25 protein-coding genes and 1 pseudogene are annotated in these 25002 nt (G+C 28.9%); 16 read left to right on the top strand and 10 right to left on the bottom strand.

Annotated elements, in window-relative coordinates:
* Positions 1 to 16: 16 nt before the first annotated feature.
* Positions 17 to 883: a GNAT family N-acetyltransferase gene (locus J2Z42_RS02495; protein ID WP_209700768.1), complete on the top strand. Its 867-nt coding sequence runs from the start codon at positions 17 to 19 to the stop codon at positions 881 to 883.
* Here J2Z42_RS02495 and J2Z42_RS02490 read toward each other — a convergent pair.
* Positions 873 to 1028, bottom strand: a complete 156-nt coding sequence (locus J2Z42_RS02490; RefSeq protein WP_209700767.1) for a hypothetical protein — start codon at positions 1026 to 1028, stop codon at positions 873 to 875. The genes J2Z42_RS02495 and J2Z42_RS02490 overlap by 11 nt on opposite strands.
* Before the next feature lie 124 nt (positions 1029 to 1152).
* On the opposite strand from J2Z42_RS02490, the gene J2Z42_RS02485 reads away from it, so the two are divergent.
* Positions 1153 to 2103 carry an L-lactate dehydrogenase gene (locus J2Z42_RS02485; RefSeq protein WP_209700766.1) on the top strand — a complete coding sequence of 317 codons (951 nt, stop codon included), beginning with the start codon at positions 1153 to 1155 and terminating at the stop codon, positions 2101 to 2103.
* A 71-nt stretch (positions 2104 to 2174) separates the two neighbouring features.
* Here the strand turns inward: J2Z42_RS02485 and ytaF are convergent, their stop codons facing one another.
* Positions 2175 to 2789 (bottom strand): sporulation membrane protein YtaF, encoded by a 615-nt coding sequence (gene ytaF / locus J2Z42_RS02480; RefSeq protein ID WP_209700765.1) that lies wholly within the window; start codon positions 2787 to 2789, stop codon positions 2175 to 2177.
* Positions 2790 to 3045: 256 nt separating this feature from the next.
* On the opposite strand from ytaF, the gene J2Z42_RS02475 reads away from it, so the two are divergent.
* From J2Z42_RS02475 to J2Z42_RS02450, 6 genes are all read left to right on the top strand, one after another.
* The gene (locus J2Z42_RS02475; protein ID WP_209700764.1) at positions 3046 to 3243 is read left to right on the top strand and encodes a cold-shock protein; all 198 of its coding nucleotides are present in this window, start codon (positions 3046 to 3048) and stop codon (positions 3241 to 3243) included.
* A gap of 263 nt (positions 3244 to 3506) precedes the next feature.
* Complete coding sequence (locus J2Z42_RS02470; RefSeq protein ID WP_209700763.1) at positions 3507 to 4214, top strand: lantibiotic protection ABC transporter ATP-binding protein; 708 nt, start codon at positions 3507 to 3509, stop codon at positions 4212 to 4214.
* 1 nt (position 4215) lies between these two features.
* Entirely contained in the window at positions 4216 to 4968 is a 753-nt protein-coding gene (locus J2Z42_RS02465) for a lantibiotic immunity ABC transporter MutE/EpiE family permease subunit (RefSeq protein WP_209700762.1), read from the top strand.
* Position 4969: 1 nt separating this feature from the next.
* Positions 4970 to 5722 carry a lantibiotic immunity ABC transporter MutG family permease subunit gene (locus tag J2Z42_RS02460; protein WP_209700761.1) on the top strand — a complete coding sequence of 251 codons (753 nt, stop codon included), beginning with the start codon at positions 4970 to 4972 and terminating at the stop codon, positions 5720 to 5722.
* A gap of 14 nt (positions 5723 to 5736) precedes the next feature.
* Complete coding sequence (locus J2Z42_RS02455) at positions 5737 to 6396, top strand: response regulator transcription factor (protein WP_209700760.1); 660 nt, start codon at positions 5737 to 5739, stop codon at positions 6394 to 6396.
* The gene (locus J2Z42_RS02450; protein ID WP_209700759.1) at positions 6387 to 7769 is read left to right on the top strand and encodes a HAMP domain-containing sensor histidine kinase; all 1383 of its coding nucleotides are present in this window, start codon (positions 6387 to 6389) and stop codon (positions 7767 to 7769) included. Before J2Z42_RS02455 ends, J2Z42_RS02450 begins: the two co-directional genes overlap by 10 nt.
* Before the next feature lie 175 nt (positions 7770 to 7944).
* Here the strand turns inward: J2Z42_RS02450 and J2Z42_RS02445 are convergent, their stop codons facing one another.
* Together J2Z42_RS02445 and J2Z42_RS02440 are read right to left on the bottom strand one after the other, a co-directional pair.
* Positions 7945 to 8349 (bottom strand): hemerythrin domain-containing protein, encoded by a 405-nt coding sequence (locus J2Z42_RS02445; RefSeq protein WP_209700758.1) that lies wholly within the window; start codon positions 8347 to 8349, stop codon positions 7945 to 7947.
* A 27-nt stretch (positions 8350 to 8376) separates the two neighbouring features.
* Entirely contained in the window at positions 8377 to 8712 is a 336-nt protein-coding gene (locus tag J2Z42_RS02440; RefSeq protein WP_209700757.1) for a cupin domain-containing protein, read from the bottom strand.
* A 250-nt stretch (positions 8713 to 8962) separates the two neighbouring features.
* Between J2Z42_RS02440 and J2Z42_RS02435 the strand changes: the two genes are divergently transcribed.
* Positions 8963 to 9376 carry a bacteriohemerythrin gene (locus J2Z42_RS02435; protein ID WP_209700756.1) on the top strand — a complete coding sequence of 138 codons (414 nt, stop codon included), beginning with the start codon at positions 8963 to 8965 and terminating at the stop codon, positions 9374 to 9376.
* A 166-nt stretch (positions 9377 to 9542) separates the two neighbouring features.
* On the opposite strand, the gene J2Z42_RS02430 is transcribed toward J2Z42_RS02435, so the two are convergent.
* A complete protein-coding gene (locus J2Z42_RS02430) occupies positions 9543 to 10181 on the bottom strand; it encodes a GntR family transcriptional regulator (protein ID WP_209700822.1) in 639 nt (212 codons plus the stop codon).
* Positions 10182 to 10427: 246 nt separating this feature from the next.
* On the opposite strand from J2Z42_RS02430, the gene dapB reads away from it, so the two are divergent.
* From dapB to J2Z42_RS02405, 4 genes and pseudogenes are all read left to right on the top strand, one after another.
* Entirely contained in the window at positions 10428 to 11252 is an 825-nt protein-coding gene (dapB, locus tag J2Z42_RS02425; protein WP_209700755.1) for a 4-hydroxy-tetrahydrodipicolinate reductase, read from the top strand.
* A gap of 106 nt (positions 11253 to 11358) precedes the next feature.
* Positions 11359 to 11943 (top strand): TetR/AcrR family transcriptional regulator, encoded by a 585-nt coding sequence (locus J2Z42_RS02420; RefSeq protein ID WP_209700754.1) that lies wholly within the window; start codon positions 11359 to 11361, stop codon positions 11941 to 11943.
* 75 nt (positions 11944 to 12018) lie between these two features.
* Entirely contained in the window at positions 12019 to 13440 is a 1422-nt protein-coding gene (locus J2Z42_RS02415) for an MDR family MFS transporter (protein ID WP_209700753.1), read from the top strand.
* An 83-nt stretch (positions 13441 to 13523) separates the two neighbouring features.
* Positions 13524 to 15591, top strand: a pseudogene (locus J2Z42_RS02405) (thioredoxin domain-containing protein).
* A 24-nt stretch (positions 15592 to 15615) separates the two neighbouring features.
* Here the strand turns inward: J2Z42_RS02405 and J2Z42_RS02400 are convergent.
* The 4 genes from J2Z42_RS02400 to J2Z42_RS02385 are packed head-to-tail and all read right to left on the bottom strand — an operon-like array spanning position 15616 to position 19710.
* Positions 15616 to 16701, bottom strand: a complete 1086-nt coding sequence (locus tag J2Z42_RS02400; protein WP_209700750.1) for a GerAB/ArcD/ProY family transporter — start codon at positions 16699 to 16701, stop codon at positions 15616 to 15618.
* Positions 16702 to 16731: 30 nt separating this feature from the next.
* Complete coding sequence (locus J2Z42_RS02395) at positions 16732 to 16953, bottom strand: hypothetical protein (RefSeq protein ID WP_209700749.1); 222 nt, start codon at positions 16951 to 16953, stop codon at positions 16732 to 16734.
* A 24-nt stretch (positions 16954 to 16977) separates the two neighbouring features.
* Positions 16978 to 18129: a Ger(x)C family spore germination protein gene (locus J2Z42_RS02390; protein WP_209700748.1), complete on the bottom strand. Its 1152-nt coding sequence runs from the start codon at positions 18127 to 18129 to the stop codon at positions 16978 to 16980.
* Positions 18130 to 18183: 54 nt separating this feature from the next.
* Positions 18184 to 19710 carry a spore germination protein gene (locus J2Z42_RS02385; RefSeq protein ID WP_209700747.1) on the bottom strand — a complete coding sequence of 509 codons (1527 nt, stop codon included), beginning with the start codon at positions 19708 to 19710 and terminating at the stop codon, positions 18184 to 18186.
* A 154-nt stretch (positions 19711 to 19864) separates the two neighbouring features.
* On the opposite strand from J2Z42_RS02385, the gene J2Z42_RS02380 reads away from it, so the two are divergent.
* Positions 19865 to 20392, top strand: a complete 528-nt coding sequence (locus tag J2Z42_RS02380) for a ferritin-like domain-containing protein (protein WP_209700746.1) — start codon at positions 19865 to 19867, stop codon at positions 20390 to 20392.
* Positions 20393 to 20475: 83 nt separating this feature from the next.
* Here the strand turns inward: J2Z42_RS02380 and J2Z42_RS02375 are convergent, their stop codons facing one another.
* Complete coding sequence (locus J2Z42_RS02375) at positions 20476 to 20706, bottom strand: DUF3892 domain-containing protein (protein ID WP_245331427.1); 231 nt, start codon at positions 20704 to 20706, stop codon at positions 20476 to 20478.
* Positions 20707 to 20952: 246 nt separating this feature from the next.
* Here J2Z42_RS02375 and miaB point away from each other — a divergent pair, with 246 nt between their 5' ends.
* Both miaB and mutS read left to right on the top strand, forming a co-directional pair.
* Positions 20953 to 22296 carry a tRNA (N6-isopentenyl adenosine(37)-C2)-methylthiotransferase MiaB gene (miaB, locus tag J2Z42_RS02370; protein ID WP_209700745.1) on the top strand — a complete coding sequence of 448 codons (1344 nt, stop codon included), beginning with the start codon at positions 20953 to 20955 and terminating at the stop codon, positions 22294 to 22296.
* Positions 22297 to 22375: 79 nt separating this feature from the next.
* On the top strand, positions 22376 to 24985 hold the full coding sequence (gene mutS / locus J2Z42_RS02365) for a DNA mismatch repair protein MutS (RefSeq protein ID WP_209700744.1): 2610 nt from the start codon (positions 22376 to 22378) through the stop codon (positions 24983 to 24985).
* Positions 24986 to 25002 lie beyond the last annotated feature (17 nt).

Below are 25002 nucleotides of genomic sequence, written 5' to 3'. Positions count from 1 at the left end.
GTCGGAGAATAAGCATATGTATAAGTGTGTAAGATTAACCAAAAAAAATCTAGCTTGTTTTAAAAAATTAAATGATAAAAGAATTTATTTTAACCCTTTAAATAAAGATTTTTTTAAAAAATATTATAATTACAATTTTGGAAAACAACTTCTAATGAGACGAAAAGTGAGACTTATAAAAGATAATTTTAGATACATAGGTTATATTTGGGCTGACAGTAATTATAAAAAGGATTGTCGTATAAATGCCATAAACATTGTAAATGAAAACATGACAGATTTCCTTCCTTTTAAATATTTAATAAATTCTATTAAAAAAAATTTTACTACAACTTATCTATGTCAAAAAAAAAATGATAATTTTTTTATATTAGAATCAATTGGATTTAAAAAAAAAGAAGGAACTTTAATTTTAAAAATGAAAATTGATAAAAATATACCATTAGAATTAAATACAAAATTGGATTTTCATATATTTCAGAAAGGAATAGATGAAGGCTTGCGCTGCGATATACAAAATAGAATTTTTTATGATGAACACAGAGTGCCTTTAACTTTAGAAGATATATATTATGATGAACTTCAAAATTATTATTTTGAAAAGGGTGCAATATTTCTAAAAAAAGATAATAAATTTATTGGTTATGGACAGATTATTTTAGAAAATAATTTTATGCCTGTAATTGTAAACTTTGGAATAATTAAAGAATATAGAGGATGCGGCTATAGCAAATATCTTCTAAAATATTTATTAAAAATAAGCTATTTAAATGGCTTTAATAAAATAAAAATAAAAGTAAAAAGTTCTAACTATATAGCAGTGAATTTATACAAGTCTATGGGTTTTAAAATTGAAAGTGAAATATACAAATTTATTTTATAAGATTTTCTGTAGGTATATGGATGGACTTTAATTCAAACATACTATAATATTGTATCTGCTTGAAATATGACCTATCGCAGATACAATCAGCTCTTAATGTATTTTTATTTTTCTGTAATTCTTCAACAATTTTTACATCATACATATAAAACAACTCCTTTTAAGAAAAGCTTTCCCTTAAAAATTTTTTTTATGCAAATAAAAAATATATTATTTATGAATAAAAATATGTTTTTTACAGATCATAAATACAAAATGGAGGTAGCAAAATGAATAAAAATACAAAGATATCTATAATAGGGGCTGGATTTGTAGGCTCATCTATCGCATTTGCCATAATGAACGGTGGACTTGCATCTGAAATAATTATAGTTGATGTAAATAGAGATAAAGCGGAAGGCGAAACAATGGATTTGGCGCACGGTGCAGCTTTTGTTAAACCTGTAGATATAAGATCAGGTGATTATAAAGATACAAAAAATTCAGATATAATCATTATAACTGCAGGTGCAGCACAGAAGCAAGGAGAAACGAGGCTTGATCTAATAACTAAAAATTATAATATATTCAAATCCATAACTCCAGAAGTTGTTAAGTATAATCCCAATGCAATATTACTTGTTGTTTCAAATCCTGTAGATGTGCTTACATATATAACATATAAATTTTCAGGATTTCCTAAAGAAAGGGTTATAGGCTCAGGCACTGTTCTTGATACTTCAAGATTCAGATATATGTTGAGTGAACATTTTGAAATTGATACAAGAAATATCCATACATATATTATGGGTGAACATGGAGATTCTGAAATAGCAACGTGGAGTCTTACAAACATAGCTGGTATGGATGTTAATGAATACTGCAAAGTTTCATGCAAAAAATGTGATGGCTCTCTCAAATATGAAATCTATAAGTATGTAAAAAATGCAGCTTATGAAATTATAAAGAAAAAAGGTGCAACATATTATGCTGTATCACTAGCTGTGAGAAGAATTGTAGAAGCAATTTTGAGAGATGAAAATTCTATATTGACAACATCATCATTCTTGGATGGACAATATAATGTAAGTGATATATACATAGGAGTACCTTCTATAATAGGGTCAACAGGTGTAAAGAGAATTTTGGAAGTACCGTTAAATACTGAGGAAAAATTACAATTTCAAAATTCGGCTAAAGAACTTAAAGGATCTTTAAATTCAATTAATATTTGTATATAAGAAATTTATTAAGAGTCCTTTATATGAGTTTATTATAAAGTGACTCTTTTTTATATAATTAAGATAACAATTTAATTAATCATTTCATAAATACCTAAAAGTATAATGATGAAACCCGAAATTACAGCTGCATATTTGCCAAGTTTATTAGATAAGTATTTACTTCCTACAGTATATCCGAAGGTTATTGCAGCAATGCTTATAAATAAATTTAAAACTGTAGTAAATAGTATATTTAGACCTGCTATACTGGCGCCTATTCCAAGTCCTACATTATTTAGTGTTAGTGCTATAGCAAGATATATAGACTCTTTGATATCTATGCTTCCTGAAGTATCTTTATCTGCATTTTCAGGATTAGATAAAATATTTTCTAATTTAGATAAACTATTTTTCTCTCTATTAATGGGTATATTTTTTTTCTTGTGGAACTCTTCTAAAATTGACCATATTCCTATTAAAATCAATATAGTACTACCTGACAAGTTAGTTAAATTTGCAGGAACAAACTGTGTAATAATTTTGCCAATCTTCATGGATAATATTGTACCGATTGAGGATATCAAACCTATTAACAAATTACTTAATATTTTTATTTTGATTTTTTTAATCCCATAGGATAACCCAACAACAAAGTTATCTGTATTTACTGATAAAACAAATATTATGGTGGAAAATATCTGCATAATTATTCTCTCTCTAAAGTGATACACAATATAATATTCATTAATTATTGCTTAAGTTACATTATATAAATATTTTTAAAAAATAACTTGCTTTATATAATAAAATATGATATTGTAATAAGTGCTTAAATGAATCGTAATTAATTAACACACAGATATATTTCAATTAATACTTATAAATATATTAATATCGAAATTTTATTGGTGGATTATTACAAAGAGTTTAAGAAAATAAAATTTCGGAGGTATGCAGTATATGACTGGTACAGTTAAATGGTTTAATTCAGACAAAGGATTTGGATTTATTACAGGAGAAGATGGAAAAGATGTTTTCGCACATTTTTCCCAAATAAATAAAGACGGTTATAAGACACTTGAAGAAGGTCAGAAAGTTACTTATGATGTAGCTGAAGGACAAAAAGGACCTCAAGCAGAAAATATTACTATTCTTTAATTAGCAAATATTTTATCCCTTAGATATTATAGTCTAAGGGATTTTTATATAATAAATTTTCTTATGAAGATCTTTCATACCTTATTACTCCAAACTTAATTCACAATTAAAGTTTATTCTTTCACAATAATTTTTTTAAATATTAATAACTGTTTTTAAATAAAGTATATTTAATTTAGTAATTTAAGTTCATCTTCTTTCATTCCTTATAAAATCCTTATAATTATGAATTATCATGTAATTAAATGAGGAGGACGATTACAATGAATGATTTAATTTTAGAGACTAGAGATCTTTGTAAAAATTTCAAAGGACAAATGGCAGTGAATAACATATCACTTAAAGTCAAGAAAAATTCTATTTATGGATTGCTTGGACCAAATGGAGCAGGAAAGTCTACAACATTGAAGATGATAACCGGAATGCTGCGTTCAAGTAGTGGAGAAATTTTGTTTGATGGCCATAAGTGGAGTAGAAATGATTTAAGAAATGTTGGAGCTTTAATTGAAGGTGCACCTCTTTATGGAAATCTTACTGCAAAGGAAAATTTAAAAGTGCGTACAACAGTTTTAGGGCTGTCTGATAAGAGAATTGATGAAGTCCTTGATATAGTCGACTTGAAGAATACAGGTAAAAAAAGAGCATATCAATTTTCTATGGGAATGAAGCAGAGACTTGGAATTGCAATTGCTATTTTAAACAATCCAAAGCTTTTAATTCTAGATGAACCCACTAATGGACTAGATCCTTTTGGTATACAAGAACTTCGTGAATTGATTCGATCTTTTCCAAATCAAGGGATTACGGTAATACTGTCAAGTCACATATTAAGTGAAGTTGAGCAGGTAGCTCACGAAATTGGAATTATTTCAGGTGGAATTTTAGGATATGAGGGAGATATGAAAAAGGGAGAAGACCTTGAAAAACTATTTATAGAAGTTGCGGGAAAATATAGGAAGGAAGGTGAATAATATGGGGGCTTATTTTAAATCAGAATATTTGAAAACAAAGCATACATTTATAGGAAAGCTTATTTTTCTGGCACCAATTTTTGCAATACTTTTTCCACTGGGATTAACACCTGCGTATTTTGAAATAGATTCTTATAACTGGTGGTATTCGATGCTGCTTCCTGGAATGGTATCTTTGTTATGCACTTTAGCTGCTGTCAAAGATAAAAAAATGAAAAACATGGCAGTGCTTTCACTTCCAATAGATCTTAAAAAAGTGTGGATATCTAAAGTACTTGTATGCATGCTTATGATTGCTTTTGCTTCTATAATTCATTTAATTGGAAGTGTAATCATTGGTGATGTTTTACATTTTGGAAAACTAGGAATAATTCCAATTACAAACGCAGTATTAGGAAGCCTGGTTTTGATTGTAACTTTTTTATGGCAGATACCACTTTGCCTATTTTTAGGAAGTAAAATTGGAATGTTTCCAACAATATTAATTAATATTATTACTTACCTTATATTAGGAATAATACTTGCTGTTAAAGATGTGATGTGGATAATACCATATGCAGTTCCATCAAGGTTAATGTGTCCGATTATAAAGGTTCTCCCAAATGGGCTTCCAGCTGTTCAAGGAAGTACTACGTTCAGATCAGAGCTATTATCAAGTAGTGTTATTTTGCCTGGAATTATAATTACATTAGTTTTATTTGCCATACTTACGATTTTAACTGCAAAATGGTATGAGGGACAGGAGGCAAAGTAATATGGGAATGCTTTTTAAATTTATAAAATCAGATTTTCAAAAGATACGACGTACTTCAATAATGTGGATACATGTTGTAGTTCCTATATTAATTTCAGTGATGTTTGTAGCATACTACACAGCTTCTCCTTTAATTTCAGATAAAATAGGATTGTATATACAAGTTTTATCAATGGGATTTCCACTAATAATTGGCGTTGTATGTGCCATGACTGTAGAGCAAGAAGCTGATGCAGGAAATTTTCAGGAACTTTTGATGGCAAGACATAAAATGCTCAAGTTTTTCAGCAAATTGTGTATGTTACTAATTATGGGATTAGGTTCTCTAATTACTGCTATTGGTATTTTAGGTTTGGGATTAGAATTTTTGGCTCATGAAAATGTATTTAGTGCTGTTTTTTATGAAAAGATAATTTTAATTTTGTTGTTTTGTGAAATTTTTTCATATTTATTACATTTATTGTGCAGTTTTAGATTTGGAAGTGGAGCTTCTATAGGACTTGGAATAGTAGAAAGCTTGATTACAGCACTTATGATTACAGGACTTGGAGATATATTTTGGAAATGGTTTCCATGCAGCTGGGGCTGTAGAATACCTGGTTATTATATTACTTTAAAAATTGATAACGGTAAGAATTTATTTTTAATGAATGAATTTAAAAGTGGAATATATATTTGTCTGGCTGCAACTATTTTACTACTTTTAGTAAGTTTTTTATGGTATAACTATTTTGAGGGAAGAAGTGAAAATTAAAAGGAAGCGATATTATGGCAAATGTACTTGCAGTTGATGATGAAGAAGGTATTCTTGAAATTATAAAAGCAGCACTTTCAAGAGAAGGTCATAGTGTTACTACTGTTAGTGATTTTTCAACATTTCCTGTTGAGAAATGCATGGATTATGACTTGATTTTACTTGATGTTATGATGCCAAATATAGATGGCTTTACCCTTTGCAAGAGTATTCGTGATTTAGTAGATTGTCCTATCTTATTCTTAACTGCAAAGACTATGGAAGAAGACATTGTAAAGGGGCTTGGTATGGGCGGCGATGATTACATTACGAAGCCATTTGGAATTAATGAGCTTCGCTCAAGAGTAGCAGCACACCTTAGAAGGGAACACAGGGAAAAACACAATAGTTTTGTTGTATCTGGAGTAAAGTTCAAGCTTTCAGCAAAAGAAGCATTTGTAGAAGACAAGCTTATTCATCTGACAAAGAGCGAATATGAAATCAGTGAATTCCTTGCCATAAATCATGGACAAGTATTTTCAAAAGAAAAGATATATGAAGCCATATTTGGATTTGATGGTGAAAGTGATAGTTCAGCCATTGTCGAACATATAAAGAATATAAGGGCAAAGTTTGGTAAGGTAGGCTGTTCTCCAATTGAAACAGTTTGGGGGATTGGATACAAATGGGTTTAATAAGAGGTAAAAAAAGTTTAAAATGTATATTTATCAGGTATATTTTATACTTCGGTCTTGCAACAATTTTACTTATAACAGTATATTTATTTTTATTTACTATAATGATTGAAAACCATATTATATTACCTGCTAATTACTCTGAGCAAAAACTTGAGGAAAACAATAGCGCAATTTTGAAAGTAGATAAGGTGAATAAAAATTTAATACCTGAAGGCTGTAATTATGGTGTATATAATAAAGGAGGAAATATGCTCTATGGAAATTTTACAGTTAAACAATCTGAAGAAGCATGGACTGCTATAAAAAATAATCAAAATAATATATTTGGAGATCGTTTTTATAAGGCGTTTTATAGGAAAAAAGATATTTGTATTGTACAATATTCTATTAAGACACAATTTAATAGTCCATTGCTTAGAAAATATTTACTAAATGCAGGATCATTTGGAGTTGTTCTATTTGTGTTGCTCTTTGTAGGAGAAGTAGTTCTACTATCTGTAGTATTTGCCAGATATATTTCTAAAGAGATGAAAATCTTAATTGAAGTGTCAGATAACATAAAAAGAAAAGATCTTAACTTTGAACCAAAACATTCAAGCATTCGTGAAATTGAAGAAGTCATTGATTCTTTAAATGATATGAAAAATGCCTTAAAAGAGTCTTTAGAAAATCAGTGGGATATAGAAAAATCAAGAAAAAATCAGATTTCTGCACTGGCACATGATATAAAAACACCACTTACTATAATAAAGGGAAATGCAGAATTAATTAAAGAAAGCAGCACTGAAGCTTACAATATAAAATGCAATGATTATATTTTAAAAAGTGCAGATGAAATTCAGAAATATTTAAGATTGCTTATAGATATGACAAAGTCAGAGGATATGCTCATTTTAAAACCAGCTGAAATAGAGACTAAAGTATTTTTTAAAAAAATTGTAGATAAGGAAAAGGCCCTGACTACTGAAAAAAACCTTGAACTCATAAATAATGTGGAAAATATACCTGACTTTTTCTATGCAGACGAGGAACTTTTATACAGAGCTATTATGAATGTTATTTCAAATGCAATTGAGTATTCTCCTAAATATGGTAAACTCATCTTTAAGATTTGTGGATGTGAAAAAGTACTTGAATTTGTAATTGAAGACAGCGGAAATGGATTTTCAAAGGAAGATTTAAAATCTGCAGCAGAACAGTTTTATAGAGGAGATAAGAGTAGAAATTCAAAGAATCATTATGGCATGGGATTATTTATTACAAATTCATTTATAAAGCTGCACGGAGGCTTTATGGAACTATCTAATTCTGAAGAAATTGGCGGCGCAAGGGTAGTATTAAAAATACCGTTGGATATATCGAATAAATAATATTTATTGAGTGCATTTTAACAAAGAGTCTATGTCTCACAAAATGGCTAAAAATCATCGGAGACATAGCCCTATTTTAATTTGTTTTAGAAAAAAGTGAAATTTTGTTAAATGCTTTAACCTTTTAACATCTGGAATAGCTACTAATTGAATTTGAAGAAGAAAAGCTAAATTATCATAATAATGAATATAATTCTTTTTCCTCTTTATCCACTCTATTTGATAATAATTTAAACACTTGTTTTGTATCTTTATTAAAATTACTTACATTTTGTTCAATCTTGCTAACAGTATTATATTTTAATTTATAATTTTCATACACTTCAGTAACTTTTTTCATTTCTTCATAATATTTTTTACCAAATGTATTTAATTCTATGTTTGAACTTTTTAAAAGTTGTGGATACAAATATTTATCCTCATTTAATAAATGTATTTTAAGTTTACCGGTGATAGTATTTATACTTTTAACAATTTCATGAACATTTTGTTCTACAGTAGATTTTTCAATATTATTTAATATATAAGTAGCTAAATGCATGATTTCACTATGTTGTCTTTTAAGATTTTTAACATCCACGATAATCACCTCATCAAAAAGTATTATTTAGCGTTTTATGACAGTTAGAAGCATTTTAAACCTTTCAGGAGCTTCAAGTCCATGAGGAATATCAGAAGGCATTATTATTGTTTCACCTGCCTTAACAGTAAAAATATCATTGCCTATTGTAATTTCAGCTGTACCATCCAATATTTGAACCATAGCGTCTCCAGAAGTTACATGTGTGCTTATACCTTCTCCTTTATCCAGTGAGAATAGAGTAATATTTGCAGAAGGTATCTGGGCAATAGTTCTACTTATAACCTGGCTTTCCTGATATGATATTAAGTTTTGTAGATTAATTACCTTTGAAAATTCTATATTTTTAATTAAGCTATTCATATTTTTACCTCCTTAAATTTCTTAATCATAGTATACGTCTATTAGTGGTAAAAGTATGTAACTTATGTTACCATTTAGTAAAGCTTATGACTAAATGATTAATTAAATCCTATTTTTAGTTGTTTTATTCATCAAAAATTTATTTGTGAAAGTAATTCTAAATTTATAATATATACTTGCATTTATCGAATATATTTGATAAAATTTATTTAATAATAACAGTTATTATTAAATGAGAGAGGCGAATAAAATGGCATTTGAATGGAATGAAAAGTATAGCTTAAATATTGAGGAAATTGATAATCAGCATAAACAACTTATGGCAATAGGAAAGAAAGCATATGATATTGCAATATTAGATGATGGATATGATAGATATGATGAAATAATGACAATAATCGATGAACTTTTAGATTATACAAAATATCATTTTGAATATGAAGAAAATATGCTAAAAAAATATAACTATGGTCATATCCATGAGCAAGAAGAAGAACATGGATTTTATATATATAAAATAAATGAAGTAGCTTCTAGAGAAGACTTAGATGACAATCAAAGAAAAGTAATATTAGAGATTATAGAGTTTTTATCACAGTGGATTACTCAGCATATCATGGTAGCGGATAGACAATATGCAGTATTTTTAAAAACTGTTGATTAATTATTTGAAATCACAATTGAATAATTAGATAAAAAGTAGTAGCAACCATTTGTGTACGGGGCTACTACTTTTTTGAGATTTTTTCTATAAGAATTGTCTTTTTACCTTAACAATTTTTGAATTTAATATTATATCCCATAATATTACCACCTTAAATTATATTTTACTAAATGTGCTTATTTCCTCCATAAAGGAATTTTTTAACCTTAGTGTATACATCCTCTTCACCTATTACTAAAAAAATATCATTTTCTTTAAATATACTATTAGGTCCTGGAGAAAGTATTAAATTACCGTTTCTTCTTATTCCTACTACAGTAGCATTTGTATTTTGCCAGAATTTACTTTCGGATACAGTCTTACCTATAATACTAAGCCCCGTATATATTTTAAATTCAAATGGTATAAAAGGATTGATATTGACAAATCTATTTGAGTAATCTATAAGGTCATTGATTTTCATATCAATTTCTTTTTCTAATTTCTTTTTTTTATCTAGTAAATCTAAGATTTTATTTTTAGATGAGTTTATAGAATCCATACTCTTAAATTTATCTATAAATTGTACACATTTATCAACTGATCTAATAATAATCCCGCTGCCTCTTTTTACTTCTACTATATCCATTTCATTTAAAAGAATAATAGCTCTTCTTATAGTTTCAGGAGAAACATTATAAAGACTTGATAATGATGACCTTCCGTGAAGTTTATCACCAATAGAAAAATCACCATTTAATATTCTATTAGCTATATCAATTGCTATTTTTTGATAAACAGATTTTGCCACATATTCTGATGACATCTTAAATTTTACTTCAGGGCATATATGCCTTGAAGTAAAGCCTCCCTTCAATATATTGTCTAAAGTAGTACCTAAAAATTTTAATATTATCACTTAAGTCAACAATTAGTATAAGTTATTATTAAGACTATGTAAATAATAATTTCAAAATTTATGGTAAAGAAAAAGGCATAACAAATATAATGACAAGTAGCAACTTAAATGATATAATAAAGTTGTTACTTATTTTGAAGAGGAGGTAGTAATTTGATTAAAGTAGGATTAATAGGATTAGGGAGAACCGGGAAATGTATTGCAAACAGTATTTTAGAGCAGAATAACATGGAAATTGTGGCAGCAATATGTAGTCCTCAAAGCATAAAAAAAGGAATGAGCTTAGGTGCATTACTAGGAAATAAAGAAACTAACGTAAAAATAAGTAGTTCTGATGAATTAGAAACTACTATTTTTAAAACTAAACCCGATGTTGTAGTTGATTTTTCAAAACCATCAGCAACTATGAAAAATTCACTTATACTATCAAAGATGAAAATTAATATGATTATAGGCACTACAGGCTTTGTCAATGAGGACATAAATAAGTTACAAGATATTTGTTATAAATTTAAAAATGGTATGGTTTATGCACCAAATATAACCTTAGGTGTAAATGTAATAATGTTATTAAGTAATATTGCGGCTACTATATTAAATAATTATGATTTTCAAATTTTGGAAATTCACCATAAAGATAAAAAAGATGCACCTTCGGGTACCGCATTAAAGTTGTCACATGAAATAAAACAAGGTCTTGAGGCTTCAGGAATATATAATAAATCTGTTCCTATAAATGCAATACGTGCTGGAAGTGTGGTAGGTAAACACGAGGTTTTCATAATTGGTGATGAAGACCAAATAAAAATAAGCCACGAATCTTTTTCAAGAAAAGCTTTTTCGGCGGGAGCTATTAATGCAATAAATTATATTTATAGAAAATCAGGATATTATGAAATGAAAGATGTACTTAATTTGAAAAATATATTATCTGAATATATTAATGGCATAGGTAGTCAAGAAGTAACTAATAGATAATAATTATGAATAACTTCAGTCACTTTTTTCTTGACATTTTCAAAAGATTTATTCATACTGTATATAGACCAGTCATTATAATTTATTGTGAAAGGACTTATATTTTATGAATAGCAAAACTAATTCAAAAGAAAAGATACTTAGGGCAGCATCAAAACTTTTTCAGGTCAAAGGTTACAATGCTACGGGATTAAATGAAATTTTGAAAGAAAGCGGTGCGCCTAAAGGTTCTCTATACTACTACTTTCCAAATGGAAAAGAAGAATTAGCCTTAGCAGCTATTAAACTTTCAAGTGAATCTATCAATAATAGATTAAAAATCACATTAGATGAACATAAAGATCCTATAGAAGCTATTCAATGCCTTATCAAAAATATAATACAAGATTTAGAAAAAGGTAATAAACTTCTAGATATGTCCATAAGCCTAATTGCTTTAGAAACCTATTTATCAAGTGAGCAACTTAGAAAAACGTGCTGCGAGGCATTTGCTTGTTTACAAAAAATATATACGGAAAAATTAATTAAAAGCGGAATTTCTAGAAATACCGCAAAAGAATTAGGAAAATTTATTCAAATTTCAGTTGAAGGAGCTATTACAGTATCAGTTACTGAAAATGACTCTTCAGCCCTTTTAACAATCAGCAAGCAAATAGGAATTTTATTAAATAGTTATTTACACAAAAAATAGCTTATTTATGTAGGCTATTTCGCAGTTTATTATAGCAACCGGTCTATATAGTATTTCTAAAGGAGATTACATTTTATGAGTGAAGAAAGAATTGAAATTGAAAAAGAAGAAATTGTACATTACAATACAAAAGCTATTATGTTTGTACTACTTTTTGGGTGTTTCATAGGAATGTTTAATGAAACCATATTAAATGTAGCACTTTCAAAGCTTATGTTAGAAATGCACATTTCTGCTATAACAGCGCAGTGGCTTGCAACTGGATATGTATTAGTAGTTGGAGCTCTTGTACCAATTACGGCTTTTCTTATGCATACATTTACGACAAAGGAGCTGTATGTAAGTGCAATGACATTATTTTTACTTGGAACAGTATGTGCTGTATTATCTAATTCATTTATACTGCTCTTAATTTCAAGATTGATTCAAGCGTTAGGTGCTGGTATGCTCGTGCCTATAATGATGAGTTCAGCTCTGGTTGTAACTCCATCAGAGAAGCATGGTTCAATAATGGGTTTATGTATTTCTGTAATTACTCTTGGCCCTGCACTTGGTCCAACTGTTTCTGGATTTTTACTTCAATATTTTTCATGGCATGTGTTATTCATGTTATTGATTCCATCTATAGTTATTTGCATAATTGGTGGTCTTATGTTTCTGCAGAATACTTCTAAAATAACAAAACCTAAAATTGATTTTTTATCTATAGTATTATCATCTATAGGTTTTGCAGGAATTATATATGCAGTAAGCTCAGCAAGTACATCAAGTTTAACTTCTACTGTTGTTATTTTTGTAATTGGATTAATATCACTAATTATTTATGGAAAACGTCAATTATCCTTAAAACAGCCAATACTAGAAATAAGAGCCTTTAAGTATCCTGTATTTACAATAGGTGTATTTTTGATTATGATAATACAAATGTTTCAATTTTCAATGAACATGATAATACCACTGCTTATGCAAAATGGCCTGAAAACATCATCATTTACATCAGCGCTTGTGTTACTACCTGGAATCCTTGTCGGTGTTATATTAACTCCATTTAATGGCGCAATTTTTGATAAAAAGGGCGGCAAAATATTAATTCCAGTTGGCTTTGCAGTAATATTCGCTTTTACTTTCTTATTATCTAGATCTAAATCATCAACTTCTATATTGCAGATTACTATTATATACTGCTTAATAATGATAGGTCAGTCCATGATTATGTCACCCAGCCAAACAACTGCACTTAATCAGCTGCCACCCCAAAATACCCCGGATGGTGTTGCAATAGTAAATACTGCAATGCAGGTTGCCGGTGCATTGGGTTCAGCTTTATTTGTTGGCATTATGACAGCATTCCAAACTAGTTATCTAAAGAATTCACGTGATGCAACAAAGGCTATATTTAACGGTTTTAGTCATTCCGTTACAGTTGCAGCTGTACTTATGGCAGTTGGCTTTGTATTGTCTTTAAAGCTTGCTTCAAATAGCAAAATTCGAAAATGAAAAAAATAAAAGCTATCGTATAATATCTGATAGCTTTTTGGGGCATATTAATAAAGATAAAAATATGAAGGGAGCGTGATAATATGCCAAAAGAAAATGTGCATCAAAATGCAAATAGATTGGTAAATGAAAAATCACCATACCTGTTACAGCATGCATATAACCCGGTAGATTGGTATCCATGGTCTAAAGAAGCTTTTGATAAAGCAAAATCAGAAGATAAGCCCATATTACTTTCTATTGGGTATTCTTAGTTGGATATAAAAATCAACATGTCACTGGTGTCATGTAATGGAAAAAGAGAGTTTTGAAGACAATGAGGTCGCTGAAATTTTAAATAAGTATTTTATTTCAATTAAGGTTGACCGGGAAGAGAGGACTGACATTGACCATATTTACATGACAGTTTGTCAAGCGTTTACAGGAAGTGGAGGTTGGCCGCTTACTATTTTTATGACACCAGATAAAGAACCATTTTTTGCAGGCACTTATTTTCCTAAACATGATAAAATAGGTATGTATGGCTTTCTATCCATATTGCAAAGAGTGAGAAAAGAATGGGATGGTAATCGAGAATATCTAATAAACTCAAGTAATAAAATTTTAAATGCAATTAATGAGCCAGAAAATGTACAAAATGAAGAATTAAAATCAGATTTAATAGACAGTGCATTTTCTCAGTTTAAATCCAATTTTGATAATGATTATGGCGGTTTTGGTAATGCACCTAAATTTCCTACTCCACATAATTTATATTTTTTATTGAGATATTGGTATAAAACGAAAGAAAAATCTGCTCTTGATATAGTTGAAAAAACATTAGATTCTATGTATCGTGGAGGAATATATGATCATATTGGATATGGCTTTAGTAGGTATTCAACAGACAGAAAATGGCTTGTCCCACATTTTGAGAAGATGTTGTATGATAATGCACTTTTGGCTATAGCATACTTAGAAACTTACCAGGTTACAAAAAACTCAAGATATGCAGAAGTAGCTGAACAAATATTTACATATGTATTAAGAGATATGACTTCCAAAGAAGGTGGATTCTATTCTGCTGAAGATGCTGACTCTGAAGGTGAAGAAGGCAAATTCTATTTATGGACAGTTGACGAAGTAAAGAATATTCTTGGTGAAAAAGCTGGAGATAAATTTTGTGCATATTTTAATATAACACCTAAAGGAAATTTTGAGGGAAAAAACATTCCAAATTTAATAAAATCAAGTTTCACAGTAATAGATACAGAATTTATAAATAGAAGTAGAGAAAAGCTATTTGATATTAGAAATAAAAGAGTTCATCCATATAAGGATGATAAAATCTTAACCTCGTGGAATGGATTAATGATTGCGTCCATGGCTATTGGTGGAAGAGTTCTTTGTAATAATAACTATATTTCTGCAGCTGAAAATGCTTCAGCATTTATATATAAAAAACTTATTCGTAAAGATGGTAGACTGCTTGCAAGATATCGTGATGGAGAGGCTGCATTCCCAGCTTATATAGACGACTATGCTTTTTTAATTTGGGGATTAATTGAGCTATATGAGACTACCTTTAAGCCAGAATATCTCGAAAAAGCCATAAATTTAAACAAAGATCTTATAAAATATTTTTGGGATGATAAAAATGGAGGCTTGTTTGTTTATGGCAGTGATAGTGAACAGTTAATAACAAGACCAAAAGAAATCTATGATGGCGCAACTCCATCAGGCAATTCTGTATCAGCATTAAACTTTTTAAGATTAGCGCACTTAACTGGTATGTATGAGTTTGAGGATAAAGCTCATCAATTACTTAAAACATTTGCCAATAGTATTACTGACTATCCAAAAGGCTATTCTTTTTCTTTAATAGTACTTTTGTTTATACAATCGAAGAGTAAAGAAATTGTTATAGCTGCAGACAGAAATAATAATGAAACTAAAAAGATGATTGATATAATTAATGAGAAATTTAGGCCATTTACTATTTCTATGTTATATTCTAATGAAAATAAGAATGTAGAAAAATTAGCAGAATTTATTTCAGAATATAATTCTGTGAATGGCAGACCTACTGCATATATATGTGAAAATTATTCATGTAAGGCCCCTATAACAGATACAAAATTATTTAAACAAATATTGAAAGATGATGACTAATATATAAGATGGAGCATAAAAGCTTCATCTTTTTTTTAAGACAAGTGCCATAATAAATAAAAATATTTCTAAACCACTTTCAACAAATATGCCAATGAAAGGATATACATAAAAAGCAAAATTAATAAGTTCAATATTACTATCAAATGAAATTATACTAAGTATAAATGAAATCAAAGTTATTGGATACACAGTAGATCGATATGTAGGTAATCCTATAATTTGAGATATTCCAACACAGGAGGCCCAAATTAGATTAACTGATGTCATAAGACCGGCTTCTAGAGCAATTATAAACCAAATGATTTCTACACGATCAATTAGGTTTCCTATTTTAACCATTCGAGCAAGCATTAATCCTGGATTAAGCATATTTCCAGCCTGTTCTGCACCAAAAATGCATATAGAAAAAGTAACAAGAAGGCAAATGATAGTTGCACCTATAGATACAGAAATAAATTTAGCGATAAATCCATTTTCTATGCGATTACAAATAGGAATATACATACTCATAATGATGCAAATACCTATAAAAGCTAATATAAATATGGAACCTGAAAAAGGAGGGTAGAATCCCTGCATAAATATAGGCCTTAATCTATTTAATTTTATTTGAGGAGTGATAAGTATAAATAAAATAATAAAACTTATAAGATATATAGGACCTAGAATTTCGGACGCCCGTGCAATAACTTCTATTCCTTTTTTTACAGCATAAGCAATAAAAATATATGAGATTAAGAGCATTACTTCTGTAGGGGTATTAGGTAAAAGAGTATTATTAATTAGCATAGTTATAGATCTCATTAAAATAGAGGCTACCATTAAAAAGAAAAGTGGAAATATAATTCCAATAATTCTGCCAAAAAATTTTCCAAGTATAGTTATACTATATTGTACGAAATTTTGACCTGGAAAACGAATTCCCATGTAAGCATAAACCATAGCTAATAAAACATCAAGAAACCAAGCTAAAATTATAGACATCCAAGCATCTCTTCCTGCATGAAAGATAAGAAGTCCTGGTATCTGCAGGACTGTAAAAGAGGTAATTATACTAAAAAGCATCCAAACAAATTGGTTTGTACTTATAATCTCTTTTCTAAACAAAGCTTTTACCACCTTTTTATATAATAATTATTATCTGGATCTAAAAATTGCTTTACCAAAAGGATACAATAAGTTATTGATAATATTAATTGGAGTTGGAATTTCCAGCAATTTTTCAATTACAAGTATTATAGCAATTAATAATAAAATTACTAGTGTAGTTAATTCTTTCCATGATTTCTTTTTAATTAAAGGTATACCTTCTAAAAGAGCAATAGTTACAGCAAATATTATGGTTGACGACAGTAACATAATATAAAGCCTTCCTTTCACTTATTATCTTTCTATGAGTTTGTAGACGCCTCCTATATTTTTAATAGTTGAATTTACATTGATATTTACTTGTATATTAGGATAATATAAGTCCCAATTATTCTTAATATTTTTCCACGATTTAGGATAGTACATATTAAAATAACTTCCAAATCCAAAAATATCAGAGTTTAAATTCTTTGATTTATTAATGGCTAAAGTTATTTCATATTTGATTTTATCATTTTCAAGTTGCTCAATTTTTTTAATTATATCTTTATTCATAAAATCCGAGTTACTGTGATCTTCTGCAATGTTTGATAAAACATTTAAATTTAAGTTTATTTGCATATTTCCATTATTTATTACAGGATGTATTTTTGATGTAGCCTTAATTATTTTCAGCGAGACTATATTGTGTTCAAAAGGAACTAAAATATACCCCCCTTTTAAATTTTCATTGACAAATGCAAGACCTCTACTTTCTTGCTTCTTAAGCCAGCCAATCATTTTATATTTTTTAAATACAGCAGTATCTTTAATAGTAATTTTATTATTGGATTTTATATTTAATAGACTTATACCTGATGAATAAGCTTCGCTGCCTGGTTTGGAAAGTATCTCTATAAAATCCTTTAAATAATTGACAGTAAGATATGAATTATATTTTTCATTACTAATAGTTTCTTCTAACATTGAACCTGTATCTACATTAAGTCCTGTATTAATATTCATTATTTTATCAAGCTGGCCGCTTTTAGATATTAGAATCCTAGTTTTAAGCCTCATTTCAGGTGTTCTTTCATAAAAATCTATTACTGGTTCAATTCCTATAGATTCTACTAAATTTTCATCTAATATTATTATCTTAGTATGAGCAAAGTATATTTTTTGATGCTCACTTGAAGATATTTTCTGTATTGCTCCAGATATTGAGGAACCTTCTTCGGAGTATACATAAAAAGGGCGGTTTGAAGCATTACTAGGAGGTTGATTCCCAGATGATTGACTTTTGGGTGATAATTCCTGAATAGTTACTTTAATATTATTATTTTTAGATAATTGAACTCCAAGTAAAGTTACTACCCCTAATTTTTCAGTTTCTACTGAATCCCAGCAGCCTGTTAACGGAAGGCATATAATAATTGTTATTAAAATAGATGCTATTTTCTTCAAAAGATATCACCCTTTGTTTGTATTTGTTTAGTGAAAATTTAGTTTTGCTTTAGCTTACATAGTTTTTTTATTATGAATGATTTTAGAATTATTCTTTTTAAATACGTTAAGAGGACTACGTACAATAGTATCTTTTAAATCATTATATTTAAAGGGAGCTAATGGAGTAAGATATGGGGTACCAAAGCTTCGTATAGAACACATATGAATTAATATAAATGACAATCCAATAGCTAAACCGCAAATACCAATAATAGAAGATAAAATCATTAAAAAAAATCTAAGTACTCTTATTGGAAGAGATATATTATATTGTGGTATGCTAAATGTGGCAATACCAGTTAAAGCTACTATTATAACCATAAGAGGAGAAACTATTGAAGCTTGCACTGCTGCTTGACCTATAACAAGAGCGCCGACAATACTAACAGCCGGACCTACAGGTCTTGGAAGACGAACTCCAGCTTCACGCAAAATTTCAAATGTAATTTCCATGAGAAAAGCTTCTGCAAAGTTTGGAAGAGGCACTCCAGAACGGGCTGCTATAATACCTTCCAAGAGTTTAGTTGGTATCAGTTCTTGATGAAAATTTACGATAGCTATATAAAGTGAAGGAAGAATAAGAGCTATAATAAGTGCAAAATATCTTAATATTCTTACTAAGGTTGAAAAAACATACCTATTATAGTAATCTTCAGCAGATTGCATAAGTGAGCAAAATTCACCGGGAGCAATTAAAACTACAGGTGTATTATCAACAATTATAACTACTCTTCCTTCAAGTAAGGCAGCAGCTGCAACATCAGGTCTTTCGGTATTACGCATTTGGGGAAATATAGAGAAAGGTTTATCATTGATAAATTCCTCTATATAACTATCTGAAAGAACGACATCCGTATCTATTTTACTAATTCTTGAACGCACTTTATCTATGAGCTTAGGTGAACAAATACCTTTTATGTATCCTATACATACAGCGGTTTTAGTTATTTTTCCAACTTTTGTAGATTGAAAGATTAAATTTGGATTGTGAATTCTTTTTCTTATAAGTCCTATGTTTATACTTAACACCTCATTAAAAGAATCTCTAGGGCCTCTTACCACATTTTCAACTTCAGCCTCTGATAAAGGTCTATAATTAGAAACCTTTGTAGTTATTATATAAATCTCATTTAATCCATCTATAAAAAGAAGTACGCCTCCGGAGACAAGTCCATCAATCAATTCTTTTACGTTTTGACTTAATTTAATTTGTGCACGAGTAATAATATTTCCTAGCCGAATAGCTTTTACTACTTCATATCCGGTATGTAGTCCAGCAGCATATGAATCATTTAATAAAGGCTGTAGAATATTTGAATCTATATGATCAGCACTTGTAAGGTTATCAAAATAAAAAATTGCAGCAGAAATTATATCAGATCTTCCTAATGAAAAATTTCTAATTACTAAATCAGAGTTATCACCAAAAATTTTTTTGAATAAAGTTATATTTTTATCTAAAGAATTATATAATTTCATTTTTTTTAATTTTGATTCTGAATAATATTCTTTAAAATTACTGTCATTGAAAAAAGTCATAAATTCCTCCATACATATAATTATTAAAAATATTTTTCCCGATAAACTTGTTTATATACATGTAAACTAAAGCGGAATATTTGTTTAATTTTAAATGTAATATTTTTATTATGAGAACATAAAATATATTGTATTTAATTATTAGGAGGAAAGTATGCCAGGTGATGTATCAAAGCATACAAAATATATTGTAAATTTACCTTATCCAGAACCAATAGTAGAAAAACCAAATATACAGTATGCTAATATTCTTCTTAAAGATTATGCTGGAAGCGTTAGTGAATTTACAGCAGTTAGTTTATATGTATATCAGCATTTTGTTAGTGATGGTCAATATGATGATTATGCAAAACTTATAGGTGGAGTATCAATTGCAGAGATGAGACATCTAGAGCTATTAGGAAAAACTATCAAATTGCTTGGAATTAAACCTATTTATATTGATAATGCATGCCCACCAGGAAGATTTTGGACTCCTCGATATATAAATTTTACTGTATTTATAAGAGAAATGCTTATGGAAGATATTCAATCAGAAAAAAAAGCAATAGAAAACTATAGGTATCATATAACATTAATACAAGATAAATATATAAAACGACTTCTCGAAAGAATAATTCTTGATGAAGAACTTCATATTAAATTATTTAAAAAATTATATGAAAAGTATGCTAGTTCATAATCAAGAAAAATACAATTAGCCTATGTCCCAGAATGGCTGAAAAATCATATTGAGACATAGACTTTTTTTATTTACTTTAAAAATTAAAATTTTGGCAAATCATTTAAGTTCTTAACATTCATAACATTAGGATCAGTTAGTAAATATTCGCTTCCATCTTTACCTTTAACAACACCAACTCCATCGATTATATGTTCCTTTGCCATCATTATAGCGTGATTTAATGGAAGAGTTTCTCCATTTTCAAGTAATACATCTTTAATTTTACCATCTTTGTCTTTTTTTATCTTAACAATTTTTGAATTTTTCATCATACAATCCTCCTAAGTGCGTATATCATTTAGATATACTTTGGCAAAAAACTCAAATATTTATGCAGAATTCTTTATTTTTATTTTATGATTTTTTTAAAAATATTATATACATATCAAATATTATGTTAATTAAAAAACAAAGTAAACAAAAATAAAAATAAAAATTATAAAAGCACAATATATTTACACAAATAGTTATTAAGGATATAATAATATAGGAAAAAGAACAGGAATTGGAGAATAAACATGAATAAACAAGATAATATAAAAACGAAAAAATTTTTTATTGAAACTTGGGGATGCCAGATGAATGAAGAAGATTCAGAAAAATTATCCGGTATGCTAAAAAATATTGGATACCAGAAAACTTCTGAAAAAACTTCTGCAGATATAATAATCTTCAACACATGCTGTGTTCGAGAGAATGCAGAATTAAAAGTATATGGCAACCTTGGTATGCTTAGAAAATTAAAAGAGAAAAAGCCTGAACTTATAATAGCCATATGCGGCTGTATGATGCAGCAGGATAATATGGCACAGGATATAATAAAAAGATTTCCATTTGTTGATATAATATTTGGAACTCATAATGCATATAAATTTCCAGAATATTTAAATAGAGTAATGCAAGATGGAAAATCCATAATTGAAATACAGCAAAAAGAAGATGGTATAGTAGAAGGTGTTCCTATAGATAGGGAAAGCAGTATTAAAGCCTTTGTAACTATAATGTATGGCTGTAATAACTTTTGTTCCTACTGCATAGTTCCATATGTTAGAGGAAGAGAGAGAAGCAGAAGTCCTGAAAGTATTGAAAAAGAAATTAAAGATCTTGTAAAAAAAGGGTATAAAGAAATAACACTGCTTGGGCAGAATGTTAACTCATATGGAAAAGATCTAAAACCAAAAGTTACTTTTGCAAATCTTTTAAAAAGAATAAATAATGTAAGTGGACTTGATAGACTCAGATTTATGACACCTCATCCTAAAGATTTTACTGATGATGTAATAGATGCCATAGCTGAATGTGATAAGTTATGTGAGCAGGTTCATCTTCCTATACAATCAGGTTCTACAAGGCTTTTAAAGAAAATGAATAGAAACTATTCAAAGGAAAAATATCTTGCACTTGTAGATAAAATTAAAGACAAAATACCAGATGCTGCTATAACTACAGATATAATAGTAGGATTTCCAGGAGAAACAGAAGATGATTTCCAGGATACTTTAGATGTAGCTAAAAAAGTTCAATATGATTCTGCCTTTACGTTTATATTTTCTAAAAGGAAAGGTACCCCGGCAGATGAAATGAAAGATCAGATTCCAGATGATGTAAAACATGAGAGATTCAATAGATTGGTTGAAGTAATAAATGAATCTTCCGCTAAAAAGAATAAGCTTTATGAAGGAAGAATAGAGGAAATACTGGTAGAAGGTACAAGTAAAAATGATGAGTCCAAACTTATGGGAAGAACGAGAAGTGGAAAGTTGGTTAACTTTTTAGGAAACTCTGAAGATATAGGAAAATTGGTTAAAGTTCATATAATAAAAGCAAATTCATTCTCGCTTTATGGAGAAGAAGTAAAATAAAAATATTCACTATTATAAATAGCTCTTTTTTGAGAGCTTTTTATGTTATGAAAATTAAAAGCTATAAGGAGGACTAAAAATGGCATTAACTCCTATGATGCAGCAATACTTTGAAGTAAAAGAAAGTTATAAAGATTGTATATTGTTTTTTAGAGTAGGTGATTTCTACGAAATGTTCTTTGAAGATGCAAAATTAGCTTCAAAAGAATTGGAATTAGTGCTTACGGGAAAAGATTGCGGACTTGAGGAAAGAGCTCCTATGTGTGGAATACCATACCATGCTGCGAATACATATATAGGGAAATTAATAAGCAAGGGACATAAGATAGCTATATGTGAACAGCTTGAAGATCCTGCACTAGCCAAAGGCATAGTTAAAAGAGGAATTATAAAAGTAATAACTCCAGGTACATATACAAATTCTTCATTTTTAGATGAAAACAAAAACAATTATATAGGAAGCCTTTACATAGATAATGAAAGTAATTCTTTTTCACTTTGTTTTTCAGACGTATCAACAGGAGAATTTAATTGTACAGACGCTTCGCTTAATGCAGCTGCTATTTTAGACGAAATTTCAAAATATAATCCTAAAGAAATGCTAATTCAAAATAACATCGATATAAAAATACAAGATAGCATAAGTGAAATTTTTAAAGGCTCTTTTAGCATACTAAATAAAGATTATTATTTAGAAGAAAATACAATACCAATTTTAAAAGAACAATTCAAAGATTTAAATATTGAAAATTATAATGACACTATTATAAAATGCTGTGGTTCACTTTTAAAATATATAATAGAGACTCAAAAAACTTCACTTTCACATATAAATAAAATCGACTATTACAGTATAGTAGATTATCTATCCATAGATGCAAATTCAAGGGCAAATCTTGAACTTACGGAGAATCTAAGAGAAAAGGGAAAGAAAGCCTCTCTTCTCTGGGTAATTGATAAGACTAATACTGCTATGGGAGCACGGCAGTTAAGACGATGGGTGGAACAGCCTCTTATAAATAAAAAAATGATAGTCAGAAGACTAGATGCTGTAGAGGAACTTTTAAATAATATATCAAAACACGAAGACCTGAAGGATGCACTTAAAAATATATATGATATAGAGAGATTAGTTGGGAAAATATCTTCGAAAAGCGTAAATGCCAAAGAACTGATTTCTCTTAAAAATTCTATAGAAAAAATACCTTCTATAAAATCAATAATATCAAATTTTAATAGTGAACTATTAGTGGAACTGTACAAAAACTTAGATGAACTAAGAGACATATACAAACTTTTAGATACAGCTATATTAGAAGAACCTGCAATATCGGTAAAAGAAGGAAATATAATAAAAAAAGGATACGACAGTGAAATAGATGAACTTAAGGATATTAAAACAAACGGTAAAAATTGGATAGCCGCTCTTGAAAACAATGAGAGGGAACAAACTGGAATAAAATCACTTAAAATAGGATATAATAAAGTTTTTGGATACTACATAGAAATCACAAAAAGTAATCTGAACCTTGTACCAGAAGGTAGATATATAAGGAAACAAACTCTAACAAATGCAGAGAGATATATAACTCCAGAGCTTAAAGAAATGGAAGATAAAATATTAAAAGCAGAGGATAAACTAATAAATTTAGAATATGCTGTATTTGTAAAAGTTAGAGAAAAGATAGAACTGCACGTAAACAGGATGCAAAATACTGCAAAAATAATATCCGAGCTTGACTGTTTAAGTTCCCTTGCCACTGCAGCCTTGGAAAATAACTATTGCAAACCAGAAATAACTTCTTCAGATGAAATTTCAATTAAATCAGGAAGACATCCTGTAGTTGAAAAAATGATTAAAAAAGAAAGCTTTGTATCCAATAATACATATATGGATACTAAAGAAAATCAGATGATACTCATAACAGGACCAAATATGGCTGGTAAATCTACTTATATGAGACAGATAGCTTTAATTGTTATTATGGCTCAAATAGGAAGTTTTGTACCTGCAAGTAGTGCTAACATTTCAATTTGTGATAAGATATTTACAAGAATAGGTGCCTCAGACGATTTGGCTTCAGGAAAAAGTACCTTCATGGTTGAAATGTGGGAAGTTTCAAATATATTAAAAAATGCTACATCTAAAAGTCTCGTACTCTTAGATGAAGTTGGAAGGGGTACCAGTACATATGATGGATTAAGCATAGCCTGGGCTGTCATAGAGTATATATGTAACAGTAAAAAATTAAGGTGTAAAACTTTATTTGCCACACACTATCACGAACTTACTAAACTTGAAGGTACTATAAAGGGAATTAAAAATTATTCTGTAGCTGTAAAGGAAGTAAAGGGTACTGTCATATTTTTAAGAAAAATTGTCAAAGGCGGTGCGGATCAGTCTTATGGAATTGAAGTGGCGAAACTTGCGGGACTTCCGGATAAATTAATAAATAGAGCTAAAGATATATTAAATAGTCTTGAAATTCAAAAATCAGAATATGTTGATGTAGAATCTATAACTAAACCTTCTAAAGTAGAAACGGCACCCATGATACAGCTTGATATAAAAGATATAGAAAAGCAAAACATATTGAAGGAAATATCAAACATAGACATATTAAATATGACTCCAATGGAAGGTTTTAATAAACTCTATGATATAATAAATAAAGTAAAATCAATGTAATTAAGGGATTGATATAC

This window comes from Clostridium algifaecis (assembly GCF_017874415.1).
Taxonomy (GTDB): Bacteria; Bacillota; Clostridia; order Clostridiales; family Clostridiaceae; genus Clostridium_B; species Clostridium_B algifaecis.
Note: the sequence above shows the minus strand (reverse complement) of the source record. Positions and strands in the feature narration are given on the sequence as shown.

Bases quoted from the DNA above. Each gene is read 5' to 3' on its own strand.
- J2Z42_RS02495 (WP_209700768.1), top strand. From the start codon at position 17: ATGTATAAGTGTGTAAGATTAACCAAAAAAAATCTAGCTTGTTTTAAA.
- J2Z42_RS02490 (WP_209700767.1), bottom strand. From the start codon at position 1,028: ATGTATGATGTAAAAATTGTTGAAGAATTACAGAAAAATAAAAATACA.
- J2Z42_RS02485 (WP_209700766.1), top strand. From the start codon at position 1,153: ATGAATAAAAATACAAAGATATCTATAATAGGGGCTGGATTTGTAGGC.
- ytaF (WP_209700765.1), bottom strand. From the start codon at position 2,789: ATGCAGATATTTTCCACCATAATATTTGTTTTATCAGTAAATACAGAT.
- J2Z42_RS02475 (WP_209700764.1), top strand. From the start codon at position 3,046: ATGACTGGTACAGTTAAATGGTTTAATTCAGACAAAGGATTTGGATTT.
- J2Z42_RS02470 (WP_209700763.1), top strand. From the start codon at position 3,507: ATGAATGATTTAATTTTAGAGACTAGAGATCTTTGTAAAAATTTCAAA.
- J2Z42_RS02465 (WP_209700762.1), top strand. From the start codon at position 4,216: ATGGGGGCTTATTTTAAATCAGAATATTTGAAAACAAAGCATACATTT.
- J2Z42_RS02460 (WP_209700761.1), top strand. From the start codon at position 4,970: ATGGGAATGCTTTTTAAATTTATAAAATCAGATTTTCAAAAGATACGA.
- J2Z42_RS02455 (WP_209700760.1), top strand. From the start codon at position 5,737: ATGGCAAATGTACTTGCAGTTGATGATGAAGAAGGTATTCTTGAAATT.
- J2Z42_RS02450 (WP_209700759.1), top strand. From the start codon at position 6,387: ATGGGTTTAATAAGAGGTAAAAAAAGTTTAAAATGTATATTTATCAGG.
- J2Z42_RS02440 (WP_209700757.1), bottom strand. From the start codon at position 8,712: ATGAATAGCTTAATTAAAAATATAGAATTTTCAAAGGTAATTAATCTA.
- J2Z42_RS02435 (WP_209700756.1), top strand. From the start codon at position 8,963: ATGGCATTTGAATGGAATGAAAAGTATAGCTTAAATATTGAGGAAATT.
- J2Z42_RS02430 (WP_209700822.1), bottom strand. From the start codon at position 10,181: ATGTCATCAGAATATGTGGCAAAATCTGTTTATCAAAAAATAGCAATT.
- J2Z42_RS02420 (WP_209700754.1), top strand. From the start codon at position 11,359: ATGAATAGCAAAACTAATTCAAAAGAAAAGATACTTAGGGCAGCATCA.
- J2Z42_RS02415 (WP_209700753.1), top strand. From the start codon at position 12,019: ATGAGTGAAGAAAGAATTGAAATTGAAAAAGAAGAAATTGTACATTAC.
- J2Z42_RS02395 (WP_209700749.1), bottom strand. From the start codon at position 16,953: ATGTTACTGTCGTCAACCATAATATTTGCTGTAACTATTGCTCTTTTA.
- J2Z42_RS02385 (WP_209700747.1), bottom strand. From the start codon at position 19,710: ATGACTTTTTTCAATGACAGTAATTTTAAAGAATATTATTCAGAATCA.
- J2Z42_RS02380 (WP_209700746.1), top strand. From the start codon at position 19,865: ATGCCAGGTGATGTATCAAAGCATACAAAATATATTGTAAATTTACCT.
- J2Z42_RS02375 (WP_245331427.1), bottom strand. From the start codon at position 20,706: ATGATGAAAAATTCAAAAATTGTTAAGATAAAAAAAGACAAAGATGGT.
- miaB (WP_209700745.1), top strand. From the start codon at position 20,953: ATGAATAAACAAGATAATATAAAAACGAAAAAATTTTTTATTGAAACT.
- mutS (WP_209700744.1), top strand. From the start codon at position 22,376: ATGGCATTAACTCCTATGATGCAGCAATACTTTGAAGTAAAAGAAAGT.